This window comes from Pseudomonas sp. BNK-45 (assembly GCF_047456255.1).
In the GTDB taxonomy this organism is placed as follows: Bacteria; Pseudomonadota; Gammaproteobacteria; order Pseudomonadales; family Pseudomonadaceae; genus Aquipseudomonas.
The window spans coordinates 5,388,048-5,403,581 of the sequence record NZ_CP179909.1 but is presented as its reverse complement, the minus strand read 5'-3'; the positions used below and the strand labels follow the sequence as shown (position 1 = coordinate 5,403,581).

Below are 15,534 nucleotides of genomic sequence, written 5' to 3'. Positions count from 1 at the left end.
GCGACCTCATGTGTTTAATATATTTTACGAGTGCGTCGATGCTACCTGAGTTGTAAAAGCGCTACCAGACAGAAGGAAAAACTTCTTCCGGGCGCCGAAATTAAAAAATTCGCATATTCATAGGCTTAGCTGCAAAAAAGGTGTTGACACCCCTTTGGAATTCCGTAGAATGCCGCCTCACAGCAGGCACGTAGCTCAGTTGGTTAGAGCACCACCTTGACATGGTGGGGGTCGTTGGTTCGAGTCCAATCGCGCCTACCAAACAAAATCCGCTCTGCTGGGCGGTCTAAAAGGGGTTCACCGAGAGGTGAGCCCCTTTTTTGTTTTGTGCGTTTTTAACGGCGCCGCAACACCCGTTCAGTGCCTCGCTGCACTTCCGGTCTTCCTCTTATGGCGCTGCTGATGGTGAAGGCAGTTTGAGGGCGCAGGCCGGGTTGGGGATGAAGCGTCAGGGCATTTGGCAGAACGCCTATCCATTCTTGATCAGCGGCTTGGCGATGTTACTGGCTGCTCGTCGCATCAGTTCCTTCGGTGCATTCAGAGAGGCCTTTTCATGCGGCGCCCATCCTGGCGTTTGTGGATTGTCCTGTGGGTTGATCCACCCGTTTCTATGCCGTTGATTATCGGCCGCTCTCGAAGCGTTGGAGCTGGGGTTGCCGATACTCCTGTTGGTCCTCGCCTTCAAAGGTTCTGCTGTTTGTCGTTGGCGCTGTTGCAAGCGCCCGTCCTGCTGCGGCGTCGGTTACCGGGCGGGTTGAAGATCTTTTACGTGCGCTCTGGTCTTTTCAGCGTTGTGCTCGTCAGTTCCGTGCCGGGGAGTCGTGGTCAGGCACGACTCCCTGGGGAGGGATGATCAGTTCTGAGGAGTGAACCGGTCGCCATGGAAGCTGCGCACCGGGTTGCCGCGCTCCACGCTGTGGTGGGCATCGCGGCGTTGCAGGCGCAGCGCCTCGGCAGATTGCTGTTGCCGCTCAGCCAGGCGTTGCAGAATCAGCAGGCGCGCAACGCGCTTGTTGTCGTACTGGCTGCGTTCTGACTGCACTTTCACGCTGATGCCACTGGCCAGGTGCGTGGCGCGCACCGCGGAGTCCGTGGTGTTCACGTGTTGCCCGCCCGGACCTGATGCACGCATGGCTTCAAAGCGGATGGCGCTGTCCATGCTGTCCTCTTGAGCCTTGAACAGTTGGCCGGCGAAATACCAGTTCTTGCGTTTGTGTCCGGGGCGATAAGGGCTCTTGCAGGTCCAGAGCAGGGTGCCGATCCAGCGTTCGGCCAGTCCCGCAGCCTGTTCCCCATCAAGGCTGACCAGTACCGACCTGCAGGTGCCGCGGCCCTGGCCGGCCACCTGCTCGACGAGGCTGGCGCGCACGTTTTGTGCCTCGGCTTCGCGATACAAGAGTTGCAGGGCCCTGGTCACCGCCAGTTCGCACTCGACGGGTCCCTGAGCGGAAGACAGCTGTAACAGCAGCATCAGCAGCACCCCCGGCGTTTGTAGGTCAGCACCGGCTTGAGCCGCGCGATGATCTGCACCAGGCCGGCATCCCTCAGGCTGCCGACCACGCTGTCGATGCTCTTGTAGGCTTCAGGGGCTTCCTCGTACATCAATCCGCGGTCTTCGCAGATCACCCGGCTACCCAGTTGAGTGCGCTTGAGCTGGTCGAGGCTGAAGCGCGCCGCCAGCCTGCCCTTGCAATCGCTGCGCAGCCATTTGCGCCCGGCGCCGTGGGCCAGGGAGTAGAGGCTGGCAGTGGCCGGTATCGGATGAACCAGATAGCTGTAGTCGCCCCTGGAGCCTGGGATGACCACCGGCCCCTGGTCCGACGGCGTAGCGCCCTTGCGATGCAGCCAGCCCGTAACACCGTCGACATTGGCTGGCGATACCAGGTTGTGGTTGATGTCCAGTATCGAGCGTCCCTTGGCCCGCAGGTTGTACAGCAGGCGTTCGGCGATCAGTCGGCGGTTGGCCTCGGCGAAGCGCAGGGCGGCGTCGTGCTCTTGCAAGTACTGGGCGCCGGCGGCGCTGGCCATTACCAGGCCGTTGTGCCCGTGCTGGTCCACATGGCGCCGCAGGATGGCTTCTCCCAGGCCCCGGGAGCCGCTATGCACCAGCAGCAACAAGGCTTTGGGATTCAGCTCCAGGGCCTGCAGGGCGCTGGCGTCGTACACCTGATCGAGTTGTTGCAACTCGGCGAAGTGATTGCCGCCACCGATGGTGCCCAGTGAGTGTTCATGACCGTTGATGGGCAGTCCCAACTGCGCTCGCTCTTCATCCCTCTGTTCATCCAGGGGGAGGTCGATGTTGCCGATTTTCTTCTCCAGCTTGTCGAGGTTGAGGCGGCTGCTGGAGAGGTCGGTTTGCCACAGCGTCATGCCGCAGCCGATGTCGTTGCCCACCAGGGCCGGGTAGGCCATCTCGGTGGAAAAGAATGCTGCTCCCACGGGGTAGCCTCGGCCTGGGTGCAGGTCCGGCATGCCGACCACCTGGCGCATGCCGGGCAGTTGAGCGGTGGTTTGCAGTTGTTGGAGCGCTTTATCTTCGATCCAGGTGGTGTCTGAGGCGATCAGTGAGACGCCGTTCGACAAATGACGGATGCAAGTGTCCATGTCCAATTCCTGATTGGAAAAAAATAGTCAGGTAGTGGCAGGACGAAGCGGGGTTAAGCGAAGGCGCTAGCGGGTAGCGGATACAGCGTTTAAACCAGGCACGTCCTGCAAGGGGTGATCAGCTGTTGCATGGTGGATCTCCTTGGCAAAAGTGTGGGAAGGGGCGCGAAGGTTAAACCTTCGGCTGGACCATGACAATGGGGAGTCCCGAATAAACAACGCCGGCCCTTGTGGCGGGGCCGTTAAAGCCATGGCCTGGGAGAGCGAGGCCGTTGCTGCAGGCCTTGGTTGAGGGCGGTCAGGATGGCGCTTGCCTTGCAGTAGGTTTTTTCTTCTGTCTGACGCCTTTTTTCTGTCGCCTGAGCGATACTCTCGCGTTTTATGGACGAGGTGGCAGCATGCGGGTGTTGATGGCGGTGATGGTTGCGGTTTTGTTGGCCGGCTGTGCGGGTTCCATCATGGACGACGCTCGGGCCAGAACGCCCAACAAGACCCTGAGCTCGGCCAAGGCCGATCAACTGGTGGCGCAGTGCGTACAGTTCGCCTGGCAGGATGAAGCGGTTTTCGGTGTTGATGCTGCGGCTTATCTGCAGCCGGGCAAGGGCGGTGGCTACACGGTGTATACCCGCGCCGCCGAATCCTTCGTGGACATCAAGGTCGAGCCTTCTGGAACCGCCGTTCACTACTACGCAGTCGAGGACAACGCGGTCTCGAAGCGCCGTCTCGCGGCATTGGCAACCTGCCTATAGACAATGGATGGCTTCAGGTGTTTTTCAGGACGAACCCGGCAATGGCCGGGTTTGTTTTTTCTGCTGGGCGCTTTTTCGGTGTTAGTTGGGCTGCTTGAGGTTTTTCATAAAGTGAAAGAACAAGTCCTGCTGTAGAAAAGCGTGTAATACATTGACTCTTCAAGTTGTCAGTTCAAATCGGAAAGTCCAGGGTTTAATAGGGCTGGCGCCGACTTTTGCATATTGTCCTGATTGGTTAGTTTGCGGGTGCGTGAAACAAGTCGATAAAAGTGCGCTAAGTTAAAGGTGCTCAACGAGGAGCGAACTTAATTAATCAATGGAGTGAAAGATATGAATAAGCCACAAGCTCAACTTAAACATGGTCGCATCGTGTCGCCTTCCAGTCGTGGCTCGGTCGCGGTGGAACTGGGGCTGCTGGGGACCTGGCAGGTGAATGAGATGGAAGGGGGGAAAAACTTCCCGTCCCTGGTCGCCGGTCCCTTCCCGAAACCCTACGACAGCGATGTGGCAAGCGCCGTACCACCCGCAGATGGCCATATTCTCAGCGGTGGCAAGGTTGATGAGCGCGACTGCATCAACTTCACCAACGATGAGATGTCGAAGAAGCTCAACCGTGCATTCAACTGGCCGCTGCTCAGTGTCGATCCGGGTCAGGTCTTTCGCGTGCAGTGGGAATACACCGCGCCTCACGTCACCCGTGGTTACAGCTGGTTCATCACCAAAGATGGCTGGGACCCGAAGCAGCGTATCAGCCGTGCACAACTGGAGCCCCAGGCTTTTTATCAGGACTTTTATACTGAAGTCCCGTTCGACAAGTTTGGTTCGGTGCTCAAGGCCAAGACCCATCATGAAGTTGTACTGCCGAAAAACAAGAAAGGCCATCATGTTGTGGTGTTGGTGTGGATAGTTGCCAATACCGGCAATGGGTTCTATCAGGCGTTCGATCTGGACTTCAAGTAAGTTGCAGGCTTGCAAAGTTATTTATCCGTTCTCAAGGATTAGAACATGAATAAAATCGACTTCACATCGATCAAGAGTCAGCCCGCGGATGCCGCATCCCTGATGCCGAGCATTGCCGGCAAGAAGATCCTCATGGGCTTCTGGCACAACTGGGCCGCCGGTCCCGCTGACGGTTACCAGCAGGGACAGTTTGCCAATCTCAATCTGTTGGATGTGCCCAAGGAATATAACGTGGTGGCGGTAGCCTTCATGAAGGGGCACGGCATTCCTACGTTCAAGCCTTACAACCTGACGGATGAAGAGTTCCGGCGTCAGGTGGGCGTGCTCAACAGCCAGGGGCGGGCGGTGCTGATCTCCCTGGGCGGTGCCGATGCGCATATCGAATTGCACAAGGGCAACGAGCAACCCCTGGCCAGCGAGATCATCCGCCTGGTCGAGACTTACGGTTTCGATGGCCTGGATATCGATCTGGAGCAGAGCGCTATCGACTTCGCTGACAACAAGAGCGTGTTGCCGGCCGCGCTGAAGCTGGTGAAGGATCATTACGCCGGCCAGGGCAAGCACTTCATCATCAGCATGGCGCCCGAGTTTCCGTACCTGACCAGCAATGGCAAATACGTGGCGTACCTGCAGGCCCTGGAGGGCTACTACGACTTTGTCGCGCCGCAGTATTACAACCAGGGGGGCGATGGGCTCTGGGTGCAGGAGGCCAATGGCGGGCAGGGGGCGTGGATCGCCCAGAACAACGACGCAATGAAGGAGGACTTTCTGTTCTACCTGACCGACAGCCTGGCCTCGGGTACCCGTGGCTACACCCGGATTGCCGCGGACAAGCTGGTGATCGGTTTGCCGAGCAACGTCGATGCGGCAGCCACCGGTTATGTCATCGAGCCTGCGGCGTTGAACAATGCGTTCAAGCGTTTGCAGGAGAGTGGGCACGCCATCAAGGGCTTGATGACCTGGTCGGTGAACTGGGATGCCGGAATCAATCGGCAGGGCGTGCATTACGACTGGGAGTTCCGCAACCGTTATGCGCCGTTGATCCATGGCGATGGCGGCGAGCCGGAGAGGCCCGGGGCACCGGGCAATCTGCTGGTGCAGGGGACCACTCGCAGCAGTGTCAGCTTGAGTTGGGGGGCTTCCGGCGGCCGGCGACCGGTGGAGTTCTATACCCTGTACCGCGATGGCAATGCGGTGGGCAAGACCGCGACTGCGGCCTATGAGGACAAGGGGCTGAATGCGGATACTCAGTACAGCTACTTCGTCACGGCAACAGACACTCAGGGCCGGGAATCCTTGCCCAGTCGCAGCCTGAGTGTCAGGACCGCGGGAGGCGTGGTCGACCCGAGCTTTCCCGAGTGGCGTACCAGCCAGCGCTATAGGAGGGAGGAGGGCGTGACTTATGAGGGCAATCGCTATCTCTGCCTTCAGGAGCACACCTCCAACCCGGGGTGGACGCCTTCCGTGGCATTCACGCTGTGGAGCAAGGTGCTGCTGGAGCGTCATGCTTGAGATCTAGAGGTCAGTGCCTGAGGGCATGATGGGGCGGTCCGCGCGGATGTTGTCGATCCGAATGCGGGCCGCTTTTTGGGTTTTTCCGGGGCTGCTCGGGTTGCCTCGTTGGTTGGTATCACGCCTGCGCAGACGCTGGTGCGGGTCATCGCCGCCGGTCTGTTGCCCCGCGTGAGCTTGGCTCAGTTGTAATCATTGGTAAGCGATGCTGCTTTTGGGCTTGGCTTGGTAGTAGGCTCGCGGCTCGATTGCATGAGCAAGGAAAGCCCGCGATGTTTCAAATGAATAACCTGGTTCCGGAAATGTTGGTCAGTCATCTGGAGCGCAGTCTGTCTTTTTACCGCGATACCCTGGGTTTCAAGGTGGAGTATCAGCGTCCCGAACATTTCTTTGCCTTTCTTTCATTCAACGGCGGGCAATTGATGCTGGAACAGGATGATCGGGAGGAGTCGGAGTGGCGGGTAGGTCCCTTGCAGGCACCCTTTGGTCGCGGCATGAACCTGTCCATCGAGTGCCCGGATATTCGCCAGCTGGCGGCGTCGCTGAAGCAGGCCGGTATCGCCTTGCGCAGGGACATCCAGGAATGCTGGTATCGCCATGATGAGTTGCTGCATGGTGAATTGAACCTGCTGGTGCAGGATCCTGATGGCTACCTGCTGCGGTTTACCGAGGACTTGGGGTTCAAGCCGGTGGAGCCGTCAGCAGGCGCCTGACCGCTGTGCCCGGGGGCGACGCCTGCATTGCTGCGGCGCCGCGTGCCGGGAGGCAGCGGTAGGATGGGATGCCAGAAAGGGGCGTTAGTCAGTGGGTGACGAACATCCGGTGCGCGGGAATCTGCTGTAGCCGCTATCCATTGAGGACAGGCGAAGGTTCTGTGGGAGAAGCTCGGGTTGAACAAGGCACGCGCCACATCAGCCTTGGGGTGCAGGCGAGGAGCGGGTGCTGATTGTGTTCAAGGGGTTTCGCGCTTGTCCGGGGCAGTGAGTCCGGCCTGAATGCGTTGATAGATTTCTTCACGGTGTACCGCGACATTTTTTGGCGCGTTGATTCCGATGCGGACCTGTTGGCCGCTGACGCCGAGAATGGTGATCGTAATGTCGTCACCGATGTTTATGCTTTCACCGACTTTGCGGGTGAGTATCAGCATGATCTTCTCCTTGATAGCTTTGTAGGGCACCAGATTCAAACAGTGCAGAGGTCGGTCTTAGGTATAGATTAGTGCGAAGTTCCACTGAGTGGGTGCCTCTTTCTGACGCGCAGACGATCTATTAATTCCCAAGGCGCAACTATACAGAGGCAATAAATATCATTCTTCCTGTTTCGGCCTGATTTTGTGACGAGGTCTCTCGTGGCTGGAGTGCTAAAATCGCCGCCTCAGACTTTCTAGGGGTGGGTTGTGCGCACAGTAGCGATGATGATGGCGGTGTTGGCCTTGGCCGGATGCGGCGAAGGCAAACGGGTCGAAGCGAACAAGACCGCGGCAGCGCAGGTTCAACCGGTTCAGGCCTCCAGTGCACCGCAGTGGGATGTGCTGGTGGGCAGCGAGTTGCCTCAGGCGGTAAGCGATCTGACCGGCTGGCTGATCGAGCACGGGATCATTTCCAACGTGGTGACCGTTGAGGGCAAGCGCCTGGTGGTGGTCGGCCCGTTTGCTTCCCAGGCCGAAGCCGAGGCCAAGAAGAATGAAGTGATTGAAAAGCTGGTCAAGGCCAAGAAGCGCGATATCGACGTCACTGTCATCGAGCATCAAGCCGCGCAATAAACCTGTTTGCACAGGATCCAGGATCGCCCGCGTTCAGCGGGCGATCTGCTTTCAGCCACAGGCCTTGAGGTTGACCGCGCCGACGAATTCATTGCCGCGCCCCATGACGCAGGCCACGCTCTGATTGCGCTGGCGTTCCCAGTCTTGCACCGGGTAGGTCTTGTTCCAGGCTTCGAAGAGCTGTCGGTCCTGCTTCGACAGGCGCAGGCCGTACTGCTTGCTCATGTAGAAGTAGGTGCGGGCGATCATGCCGCGAATCGAAGGCCGGGGCATGACCTTCTTGGCCTTGAAGTCGACCTGGGTCAGGCACGAACCGTACTGGCCCGATTGCTCCGGCAGCCAGCCGAAGCTGAAGTTGCTGCGGTCGCCATTCACTTCGCCAATGCTCGGTACCAGGTTGTGCAGGTCGGCTTCGGCGCGCTGATAGACCGCATCGGTGCGCGTGCAATTCTTGCGTCCGCCTTGCTGCCAGCACTGACGCTGATGGCCGATCTGCCAGGCCGGCACTATGTGTTCCCATTCGATGCGTTCGGCGCGCTTGGCGTTCTTGCGCGGTACATAGCCGCAGGCCGCCAGGTTCACCCGATTGCCGGTGTACTTGCAGCCGCAATAGAACTCGGTGGATTGGGGGGCATAGAGCTTCCAGGCGACTTTCTTAGCTTCGCTGAAGGTACGGGGCGCATCGGCTTGGGCGGTACAGGCGAGAAACAGCAACAGCAGGGCAAAACAACGAACACTCATTGACTCAGTCTTCCTTCGGCACAACCCAGAAAATCTGCACGCCGCCATCGTCGCGATAGGCGAGGGTGACGTTGTCGTTTTCGGCGATTTCTTCCAGCAGGCGCTCCCACTCGTCCTGAGGTTCGTCGGCGAGGCGGAAGATCAGCGCGGCCTTGGCTTTCTGTGCGGTGGGGGAGTTGATGATTTTCTGGATGCGTACACCCAGGCGTTCGTAGGAGCTGAGGGGTGTTTGAGTGTTGGCCACGGAACATTCCTTATTAAGCTGTACGTGCATACAGTATTTAACTGTAAGACATTTCGCAACTGCTTAAAATTCAAGAAGTTCCTCTGACAACGCTTTACGCATTTGTCTCACGAGGCGAGCAGATATTTTTACTGGGAGGAAGGAGGCGGTATCGGGACCACCCGCCCGGGCGGGCGAGTGGTTGCAAAACCGCTCGACCGGGGCCGGTCGAGCGGGGTTCTGTCAGTATTCCCAGAACATGCGTTGCAGTTCCTTGCTGTCCTGAGTCTTGGTCAGGGCGACCATGGCCAGGATGCGGGCTTTCTGCGGGTTCAGGTCATGAGCCACGACCCAGTCGTACTTGTCGTCAGGCTGTTCGGCGTTGCGCAGCACGAAACCACCGGCATTGACGTGGGAAGAACGAATGATCTGTACGCCGTTCTTGCGCAGTTCCTGCAGGGCAGGGACCACACGGGAAGACACCGAGCCATTGCCGGTGCCGGCGTGGATGATGGCTTTGGCGCCGCCCTGGGCCAGGGCCTTGTAGGCGGTGTCGCTGACGTTGCCGTAGCCGTAGGCGATTTCTACGTCAGGCAGGCTCTTGATGTTCTTGATGTCGAATTCCGAATCCATGGTGTGGCGCTTGGCCGGCAGGCGGAACCAGTAGGATTTGCCTTCCACCACCATGCCCAGCGGGCCCCATGGGCTCTTGAAGGCTTCAGTCTTGATGTTGATCATCTTGCTGACATCGCGACCGGACTGGATTTCGTCGTTCATGGTCACCAGTACGCCTTTGCCACGAGCATTCTTGCTACCGGCGACGGCGACGGCGTTGTACAGGTTGAGCATGCCGTCGGCCGACATCGCGGTGCCTGGGCGCATGGAGCCGACCACTACGATTGGCTTGTCGGTCTTTTCCACCAGGTTGAGGAAGTAGGCGGTTTCTTCCAGGGTGTCGGTGCCGTGGGTGATGACGATGCCATCAACGTCCTTGCTGTCGGCCAGTTCGGCAACGCGGCGACCCAGTTGCAGCAGGTTTTCGTTGGTGATGCTTTCCGAGGCGATCTGCATGACCTGCTCGCCACGCACGTTGGCCAGCTGGTTCAATTCCGGGATGCCGGCGATCAGTTGTTCGATGCCGACCTTGGCCGCCTGATAGGTGGCGCTGTTGGCTGCGCTGGCGCCGGCACCGGCGATAGTGCCGCCGGTGGCGAGGACCACGACGTTGGCGAGTTTCTGCTGGGTTTCAGCTTCTTTGGCCTGCAGGGCGGCAGGCAGAAGCAGGAGGAGGGCCAAAGCGCCCGGGGCGAAGGATTTGAAGGCAGATTTCATTATTTTCTCTCTAGTAGTGAGACGGTGCTGATGCAGGTTCATCTAGAAACACCACGGCGGCAGATCTGTTTGCGCCGAGGCAGCGAGGGTTGAGCAGGATCTGTACCAGCACTACCTTGGTCGGATAAGTATTTTAAGTTACTGATTTATATCAATTTTATTTCTGTTTATGGTCGCATTGAGTCAGACGGCGTCCGGGTTTCCGAACATTTGTGCAGCGCCGTGTTCGGCAATCCGAAAGTGCTCGTCGCCGGTCCTGGCGCGGCTTCTTGCACTTTCATTAAAGAATGTTCTGCGGCGGTCGATGATCCTTCTAGGATTTTTCACCAGGAGTTCCCATGTCACTGTCAGTCGGATTTCCAGGGGCAGGAGCCATTCTGATCAATGGTAAGACCCCCGCAACCATCGATGCATTGAGCGACGCCACCGCCGAGCAGGCGTCTAGTGCGCTGGGCACCGACGAGTCGGGCGCTTTGCGGGTCGGTTCCAGCAAGCAGGCCGAACAGTCTGAAAGCGAAGGCTCAAGCGAAGACAACCACAGCATCGTGGTCAAGATGCTGCTCAAGCGCATGCAGGAACTGCAGCAGCAACTTCGGGAGCAGCAACAGCAACTGGCTGCCGCCCAGGCCGCCAACTACCCAACCCCCGAGGCCAAGCAGACGACAGTCATGGCCATTCAAGGGCAGATCGCCGAAACCAACGGTGCCCTGGCAGAGGTCTCGGGCAACCTGGTGCGGGAGTTGGCCAAGGAGTCGTCCTCCTCCGGTGGCCTGGTGAATACCACCGCCTGAACCATCAGCCTGTCCGGGCGCATTTCCCGGGCAGGTCTTTCTCCAAGCGGCCGGCTGCGGATGGCTGCCCACTCTCTCTGATCGCACTTTGAACAGCGTTGACAAACTCTGGCGAGGTTCGCATAGTTCGTTTTACGCAAACGTTTGCGCGGTGCTCGGGAAGCGATGATGGTCTATCTTTCCACGCATGGCGCCGGCCAGCGCCGCTGGAAACCTGGTGGCCCCGCCGGGCGAACGCTGCTCACAATAATCATAAGATCGGAGTGAACCCATGAAGCTGCCCTTTGCTGGACGTCTACTCGCTGTCGCCGTTCTGGTCGCTGCATCCGCCGCCCTTCCTCTCTCTTCGGCTCTGGCCGACACCCCTCAGAAACCCAAGGTCGCCCTGGTCATGAAATCCCTGGCCAACGAGTTCTTCCTGACCATGGAAGACGGAGCCAAGGCTTATCAGAAAGAGCACTCCGGCGATTTCGACTTGGTGTCCAACGGCATCAAGGACGAAACCGATACCGCCAACCAGATCCGTATCGTCGAGCAGATGATTGTTTCCAAGGTCAACGCCCTGGTGATCGCGCCGGCCGACTCCAAGGCGATGGTGCCGGTGATCAAGAAGGCGGTGGACGCCGGGATCACGGTGATCAACATCGATAACCAGCTCGATCCCGGGGTGCTCAAGAGCAAGAACCTCAGCGTGCCTTTCGTCGGGCCCGACAACCGCAAGGGCGCACGCCTGGTGGGCGAGTACCTGGCCAAGCAACTCAAGGCCGGGGATGAAGTGGGCATCATCGAAGGCGTCTCCACCACCACCAACGCGCAACAGCGCACCGCCGGTTTCAAGGACGCAATGGAGGCCGCGCAGATCAAGGTGGTGTCGCTGCAATCGGGCGATTGGGAGATAGACGCCGGCAACCGCGTCGCCTCGGCCATGCTCAGCGAGTATCCGAATCTCAAGGCATTGCTGGCCGGCAACGACAGCATGGCGGTAGGGGCCGTGTCCGCTGTGCGGGCCGCCGGCAAGGCGGGCAAGGTCCAGGTGGTGGGCTACGACAATATCAACGCCATCAAGCCGATGCTCAAGGATGGCCGGGTCCTGGCCACTGCCGATCAGTTCGCCGCCAAGCAGGCGGTGTTCGGTATCGAGACGGCGCTGAAGATCCTCAAGGGCGAGAAGGTCGACAGCGGTGCCAATGGCGTGATCGAAACTCCGGTTGAGCTGGTCACCAAGTAGTCGTTGCGACGGCACAACGGCGCTCACCCGCAAGGGTGAGCGCATGGAGAGTTTCTTATGTCAGTTTCCGCTGCGAACGCTGTCCTTTCGGTCAGCGGTATCGGCAAGACCTATGCACAACCGGTATTGACCGGCATCGACCTGACGCTGCTGCGCGGGGAGGTGCTGGCCCTGACCGGGGAAAACGGTGCCGGCAAGAGCACCCTGTCGAAGATTATCGGTGGCCTGGTCAGTCCGACCACCGGGCACATGCAGTTCAACGGGCAGGACTATCGCCCCGCGAGCCGCACCCAGGCCGAGAACCTGGGTATCCGCATGGTCATGCAGGAGCTCAACTTGCTGCCAACCCTGTCGGTGGCCGAAAACCTGTTTCTCGACAACCTGCCCAGTAACGGCGGCTGGATCAGCCGCAAGCAACTGCGCAAGGCGGCGATCGAGGCCATGGCCCAGGTCGGCCTGGACGCCATCGATCCCGACACCCTGGTGGGTGAGTTGGGCATCGGTCACCAGCAAATGGTGGAGATTGCGCGCAACCTGATCGGCGACTGCCATGTGCTGATTCTCGATGAGCCCACGGCCATGCTCACGGCTCGCGAGGTGGAGATGCTTTTTGAGCAGATCGCTCGTCTGCAGGCCCGGGGCGTATCGATCATCTATATCTCCCATCGCCTGGAAGAGCTGGCCCGGGTCGCCCAGCGCATTGCCGTATTGCGCGATGGTTGCCTGGTCTGTGTCGAACCCATGGCCAACTACAACAGCGAACAGCTGGTGAACCTGATGGTGGGGCGCGAGCTGGGCGAGCATATCGATCTGGGCGAGCGCAAGATCGGCGCTCCGGCGCTGACCGTGAGCAACCTCTGCCGTTCGGACAAGGTCCGCGATGTGTCGTTTGAGGTGCGCAGTGGCGAGATCTTCGGCATTTCCGGGCTGATCGGGGCAGGGCGTACCGAGCTGCTGCGCCTGATCTTCGGCGCCGACCTGGCCGACAGCGGTAGCATCGCCCTGGGGACCCCGGCGCGGCCCGTGAGCATTCGCTCGCCGGTGGATGCCGTGGCCAACGGTATCGCCCTGATTACCGAGGATCGCAAGGGTGAAGGCCTGCTGCTGACCCAGTCGATCAGCGCCAACATCGCCCTGGGCAACATGCCGGCCATTTCCCGCCGCGGCCTGGTCAGTGGCCAGGACGAGGAACAGCTGGCCCAGCGGCAGATCGACGCGATGCGTATCCGCAGTTCCAGCCCGGCGCAACCCGTCAGTGAACTGTCCGGTGGCAACCAGCAGAAAGTGGTGATCGGTCGTTGGCTGGAGCGTGACTGTTCGGTGCTGCTGTTCGACGAGCCCACGCGCGGCATCGATGTCGGAGCCAAGTTCGATATCTACGGTTTGTTGGGCGAGTTGACCCGCCAGGGCAAGGCTCTGGTGGTGGTGTCCAGCGACTTGCGCGAGTTGATGCTGATCTGCGACCGGATCGGCGTGCTGTCTGCGGGACGTCTGATCGACACCTTCGAGCGTGACAGCTGGACCCAGGACGAATTGCTTGCCGCCGCATTTGCCGGCTATCAGAAACGAGATGCGCTGCTCAATGAAGCGGCGCCTAGGAATGCACCATGAAAACTGCACCTGCAAGCGGCAAGCGAGGCGGCCATTACTACGGCCTCGGCACTTACCTGGGGCTGGCGGGGGCCTTGTTGGGGATGATCGTCCTGTTCTCCCTGCTCAGCAGCCACTTCCTCTCCTATGACACTTTCAGCACCCTGGCCAACCAGATTCCCGACCTGATGGTGCTGGCGGTGGGCATGACCTTTGTTCTGATCATCGGCGGCATCGATTTGTCCGTCGGCTCGGTGCTGGCCCTGGCCGCCTCGACGGTCAGTGTGGCGATCCTCGGCTGGGGATGGAGCGTGGTGCCTGCGGCGTTGCTGGGCATGGCGTGTGCGGCGCTGGCGGGAACCGTCACCGGATCGATCACCGTGGCCTGGCGCATTCCGTCGTTCATCGTTTCCCTGGGCGTGCTGGAAATGGCCCGGGGCGTGGCCTACCAGATGACCGGCTCGCGCACGGCCTATATCGGCGACGCCTTTGCCTGGCTGTCGAATCCGATTGCCTTCGGCATTTCGCCGTCGTTTATCATTGCCCTGCTGATTATCTTTCTGGCCCAGGCGGTGCTGACGCGCACGGTGTTCGGCCGCTACCTGATCGGTATCGGTACCAACGAAGAGGCGGTGCGCCTGGCGGGGATCAACCCCAAGCCCTACAAGATCCTGGTGTTCAGCCTGATGGGATTGTTGGCGGGCATCGCCGCACTGTTTCAAATTTCTCGCCTGGAAGCGGCGGATCCGAATGCGGGCTCCGGTCTGGAGTTGCAGGTCATCGCCGCGGTGGTGATCGGCGGCACCAGCCTGATGGGCGGACGCGGTTCGGTGATCAGCACCTTCTTCGGCGTCTTGATTATTTCCGTGCTGGCTGCAGGCCTGGCGCAAATCGGCGCATCCGAACCGACCAAGCGCATCATCACCGGTGCAGTCATCGTGATTGCCGTGGTGCTGGACACCTATCGCAGCCAGCGCGCCAATCGGCGGGTTTGATTCATGGCAACAATCAAGGATGTGGCGGCGCTGGCGGGGATTTCCTACACCACGGTGTCCCATGTACTGAACAAGACGCGCCCGGTCAGTGAAGAGGTACGGGTCAAGGTCGAGGCGGCGATCAAGCGCCTGGACTACGTGCCCAGTGCGGTGGCCCGCTCCCTCAAGGCCAAGACCACGGCGACCATCGGCCTGTTGGTGCCCAACAGCCTCAACCCGTACTTCGCCGAGCTGGCGCGGGGGATCGAGGACTACTGCGAGCGCAACGGTTATTGCGTGATTCTCTGCAACTCCGACGACAACCCGGAGAAGCAGCGCAACTACCTGCGGGTGTTGCTGGAAAAACGCATCGACGGCTTGATCGTGACCTCCGCCGGAGGCGACAGCGGCCTGGCCCAGGGCCTGGCCGGGGTGCGCACGCCGATGGTGATTGTCGACCGCGGGCTGGAGGGCGTGGATGCCGACCTGGTGCGCATCGATCACCAATACGGTGCCTACCTGGCGACCCGGCACCTGTTGGACCTGGGGCATCGTGACATAGCCTGCATTGGCGGGCCGGCCCAGACCAGCGTGGCGCAGTTGCGTCTGGCGGGTTTTCATCAGGCGTTGGGCGAGGCGGGGGTTGCAGTCCCTGCCTCGCGCCTTCTGGAGAGTGATTTCAGCAGCACTGGTGGTTATCTCGCGGCGGCGCAACTGCTCGATAGCCCGAACCGGCCCAGCGCGATCTTCGCCGGCAACGACATGATGGGTATCGGCGTGTTGCGGGCGGCTGCAGAGCGCAATATCCGCGTGCCCGGCCAGCTCTCGGTGATTGGCTTCGACGACATTCTCATGAGTCGCTATGTCTACCCGGCGCTGACCACGGTCGGCCAGTCGATCCTGCAGTTGGGCGAGACCGCGGCAGAGTTGCTGCTGCGCCGGATCGCTTCGCGGGAGTTGCCGGTCGACCAGCGCATCGTGACGCCGAATATTGTCTTGCGGGAATCGACGGCGCCGCTTGGCGGCGCCTTTGCCGAATACCGCTGAACCCAAATGATTGAGTATCGA

16 protein-coding genes and 1 tRNA gene are annotated in these 15,534 nt (G+C 60.0%); 11 read left to right on the top strand and 6 right to left on the bottom strand.

The window, feature by feature from the left end; genetic code table 11:
- Window positions 1-184 precede the first annotated feature (184 nt).
- Window positions 185-261, top strand: a tRNA-Val gene (locus ACMGG8_RS24345).
- A gap of 592 nt (window positions 262-853) precedes the next feature.
- Here the strand turns inward: ACMGG8_RS24345 and prfH are convergent.
- Both prfH and ACMGG8_RS24335 read right to left on the bottom strand, forming a co-directional pair.
- Window positions 854-1,471 carry a peptide chain release factor H gene (prfH, locus tag ACMGG8_RS24340; RefSeq protein ID WP_414158598.1) on the bottom strand — a complete coding sequence of 206 codons (618 nt, stop codon included), beginning with the start codon at window positions 1,469-1,471 and terminating at the stop codon, window positions 854-856.
- Window positions 1,471-2,604 carry an RNA ligase RtcB family protein gene (locus ACMGG8_RS24335; RefSeq protein ID WP_414158597.1) on the bottom strand — a complete coding sequence of 378 codons (1,134 nt, stop codon included), beginning with the start codon at window positions 2,602-2,604 and terminating at the stop codon, window positions 1,471-1,473. Before ACMGG8_RS24335 ends, prfH begins: the two co-directional genes overlap by 1 nt.
- 398 nt (window positions 2,605-3,002) lie before the next feature.
- On the opposite strand from ACMGG8_RS24335, the gene ACMGG8_RS24330 reads away from it, so the two are divergent.
- The 4 genes from ACMGG8_RS24330 to ACMGG8_RS24315 all read left to right on the top strand — a co-directional run bounded on the left by ACMGG8_RS24330 (window position 3,003) and on the right by ACMGG8_RS24315 (window position 6,538).
- The gene (locus tag ACMGG8_RS24330; protein WP_129406664.1) at window positions 3,003-3,353 is read left to right on the top strand and encodes a hypothetical protein; all 351 of its coding nucleotides are present in this window, start codon (window positions 3,003-3,005) and stop codon (window positions 3,351-3,353) included.
- Window positions 3,354-3,683: 330 nt separating this feature from the next.
- On the top strand, window positions 3,684-4,313 hold the full coding sequence (locus ACMGG8_RS24325; protein WP_060838419.1) for a lytic polysaccharide monooxygenase auxiliary activity family 9 protein: 630 nt from the start codon (window positions 3,684-3,686) through the stop codon (window positions 4,311-4,313).
- A gap of 45 nt (window positions 4,314-4,358) precedes the next feature.
- Window positions 4,359-5,825: a carbohydrate-binding protein gene (locus tag ACMGG8_RS24320; RefSeq protein ID WP_129406663.1), complete on the top strand. Its 1,467-nt coding sequence runs from the start codon at window positions 4,359-4,361 to the stop codon at window positions 5,823-5,825.
- A gap of 272 nt (window positions 5,826-6,097) precedes the next feature.
- Complete coding sequence (locus ACMGG8_RS24315) at window positions 6,098-6,538, top strand: bleomycin resistance protein (RefSeq protein ID WP_060838421.1); 441 nt, start codon at window positions 6,098-6,100, stop codon at window positions 6,536-6,538.
- Window positions 6,539-6,777: 239 nt separating this feature from the next.
- Here ACMGG8_RS24315 and csrA read toward each other — a convergent pair whose 3' ends face one another.
- A complete protein-coding gene (gene csrA, locus ACMGG8_RS24310; RefSeq protein ID WP_060838422.1) occupies window positions 6,778-6,972 on the bottom strand; it encodes a carbon storage regulator CsrA in 195 nt (64 codons plus the stop codon).
- A 264-nt stretch (window positions 6,973-7,236) separates the two neighbouring features.
- Between csrA and ACMGG8_RS24305 the strand changes: the two genes are divergently transcribed.
- Window positions 7,237-7,587: a hypothetical protein gene (locus tag ACMGG8_RS24305; protein ID WP_060838423.1), complete on the top strand. Its 351-nt coding sequence runs from the start codon at window positions 7,237-7,239 to the stop codon at window positions 7,585-7,587.
- Window positions 7,588-7,638: 51 nt separating this feature from the next.
- On the opposite strand, the gene ACMGG8_RS24300 is transcribed toward ACMGG8_RS24305, so the two are convergent.
- From ACMGG8_RS24300 to ACMGG8_RS24290, 3 genes are all read right to left on the bottom strand, one after another.
- Window positions 7,639-8,328, bottom strand: a complete 690-nt coding sequence (locus ACMGG8_RS24300; RefSeq protein ID WP_016963688.1) for an endonuclease — start codon at window positions 8,326-8,328, stop codon at window positions 7,639-7,641.
- A gap of 4 nt (window positions 8,329-8,332) precedes the next feature.
- Window positions 8,333-8,602, bottom strand: coding sequence for a DUF1654 domain-containing protein (locus ACMGG8_RS24295; RefSeq protein WP_060838424.1), 270 nt, complete (start codon window positions 8,600-8,602; stop codon window positions 8,333-8,335).
- A gap of 192 nt (window positions 8,603-8,794) precedes the next feature.
- Complete coding sequence (locus tag ACMGG8_RS24290) at window positions 8,795-9,883, bottom strand: asparaginase (protein ID WP_047303134.1); 1,089 nt, start codon at window positions 9,881-9,883, stop codon at window positions 8,795-8,797.
- Between the two features lie 338 nt (window positions 9,884-10,221).
- Between ACMGG8_RS24290 and ACMGG8_RS24285 the strand changes: the two genes are divergently transcribed.
- From ACMGG8_RS24285 to ACMGG8_RS24265, 5 genes are all read left to right on the top strand, one after another.
- Window positions 10,222-10,674: a hypothetical protein gene (locus ACMGG8_RS24285; RefSeq protein WP_060838425.1), complete on the top strand. Its 453-nt coding sequence runs from the start codon at window positions 10,222-10,224 to the stop codon at window positions 10,672-10,674.
- Window positions 10,675-10,945: 271 nt separating this feature from the next.
- A complete protein-coding gene (locus tag ACMGG8_RS24280) occupies window positions 10,946-11,902 on the top strand; it encodes a sugar ABC transporter substrate-binding protein (protein WP_235758628.1) in 957 nt (318 codons plus the stop codon).
- 57 nt (window positions 11,903-11,959) lie between these two features.
- The gene (locus ACMGG8_RS24275; RefSeq protein WP_414158596.1) at window positions 11,960-13,513 is read left to right on the top strand and encodes a sugar ABC transporter ATP-binding protein; all 1,554 of its coding nucleotides are present in this window, start codon (window positions 11,960-11,962) and stop codon (window positions 13,511-13,513) included.
- On the top strand, window positions 13,510-14,487 hold the full coding sequence (locus tag ACMGG8_RS24270; RefSeq protein WP_060838428.1) for an ABC transporter permease: 978 nt from the start codon (window positions 13,510-13,512) through the stop codon (window positions 14,485-14,487). The genes ACMGG8_RS24275 and ACMGG8_RS24270 overlap by 4 nt, the downstream gene beginning before the upstream one ends.
- 3 nt (window positions 14,488-14,490) lie before the next feature.
- Complete coding sequence (locus tag ACMGG8_RS24265; protein ID WP_060838429.1) at window positions 14,491-15,513, top strand: LacI family DNA-binding transcriptional regulator; 1,023 nt, start codon at window positions 14,491-14,493, stop codon at window positions 15,511-15,513.
- Window positions 15,514-15,534 lie beyond the last annotated feature (21 nt).

What these genes read in the sequence shown, in the direction of transcription:
- prfH (WP_414158598.1), bottom strand. Translation starts at nt 1,471, where the DNA reads ATGCTGCTGTTACAGCTGTCTTCCGCTCAGGGACCCGTCGAGTGCGAA.
- ACMGG8_RS24305 (WP_060838423.1), top strand. Translation starts at nt 7,237, where the DNA reads ATGATGATGGCGGTGTTGGCCTTGGCCGGATGCGGCGAAGGCAAACGG.
- ACMGG8_RS24285 (WP_060838425.1), top strand. Translation starts at nt 10,222, where the DNA reads ATGTCACTGTCAGTCGGATTTCCAGGGGCAGGAGCCATTCTGATCAAT.
- ACMGG8_RS24315 (WP_060838421.1), top strand. Translation starts at nt 6,098, where the DNA reads ATGTTTCAAATGAATAACCTGGTTCCGGAAATGTTGGTCAGTCATCTG.
- ACMGG8_RS24295 (WP_060838424.1), bottom strand. Translation starts at nt 8,602, where the DNA reads ATGCACGTACAGCTTAATAAGGAATGTTCCGTGGCCAACACTCAAACA.
- ACMGG8_RS24320 (WP_129406663.1), top strand. Translation starts at nt 4,359, where the DNA reads ATGAATAAAATCGACTTCACATCGATCAAGAGTCAGCCCGCGGATGCC.
- ACMGG8_RS24330 (WP_129406664.1), top strand. Translation starts at nt 3,003, where the DNA reads ATGCGGGTGTTGATGGCGGTGATGGTTGCGGTTTTGTTGGCCGGCTGT.
- ACMGG8_RS24300 (WP_016963688.1), bottom strand. Translation starts at nt 8,328, where the DNA reads ATGAGTGTTCGTTGTTTTGCCCTGCTGTTGCTGTTTCTCGCCTGTACC.
- ACMGG8_RS24290 (WP_047303134.1), bottom strand. Translation starts at nt 9,883, where the DNA reads ATGAAATCTGCCTTCAAATCCTTCGCCCCGGGCGCTTTGGCCCTCCTC.
- ACMGG8_RS24325 (WP_060838419.1), top strand. Translation starts at nt 3,684, where the DNA reads ATGAATAAGCCACAAGCTCAACTTAAACATGGTCGCATCGTGTCGCCT.
- ACMGG8_RS24275 (WP_414158596.1), top strand. Translation starts at nt 11,960, where the DNA reads ATGTCAGTTTCCGCTGCGAACGCTGTCCTTTCGGTCAGCGGTATCGGC.
- ACMGG8_RS24270 (WP_060838428.1), top strand. Translation starts at nt 13,510, where the DNA reads ATGAAAACTGCACCTGCAAGCGGCAAGCGAGGCGGCCATTACTACGGC.
- csrA (WP_060838422.1), bottom strand. Translation starts at nt 6,972, where the DNA reads ATGCTGATACTCACCCGCAAAGTCGGTGAAAGCATAAACATCGGTGAC.
- ACMGG8_RS24280 (WP_235758628.1), top strand. Translation starts at nt 10,946, where the DNA reads ATGAAGCTGCCCTTTGCTGGACGTCTACTCGCTGTCGCCGTTCTGGTC.
- ACMGG8_RS24265 (WP_060838429.1), top strand. Translation starts at nt 14,491, where the DNA reads ATGGCAACAATCAAGGATGTGGCGGCGCTGGCGGGGATTTCCTACACC.
- ACMGG8_RS24335 (WP_414158597.1), bottom strand. Translation starts at nt 2,604, where the DNA reads ATGGACACTTGCATCCGTCATTTGTCGAACGGCGTCTCACTGATCGCC.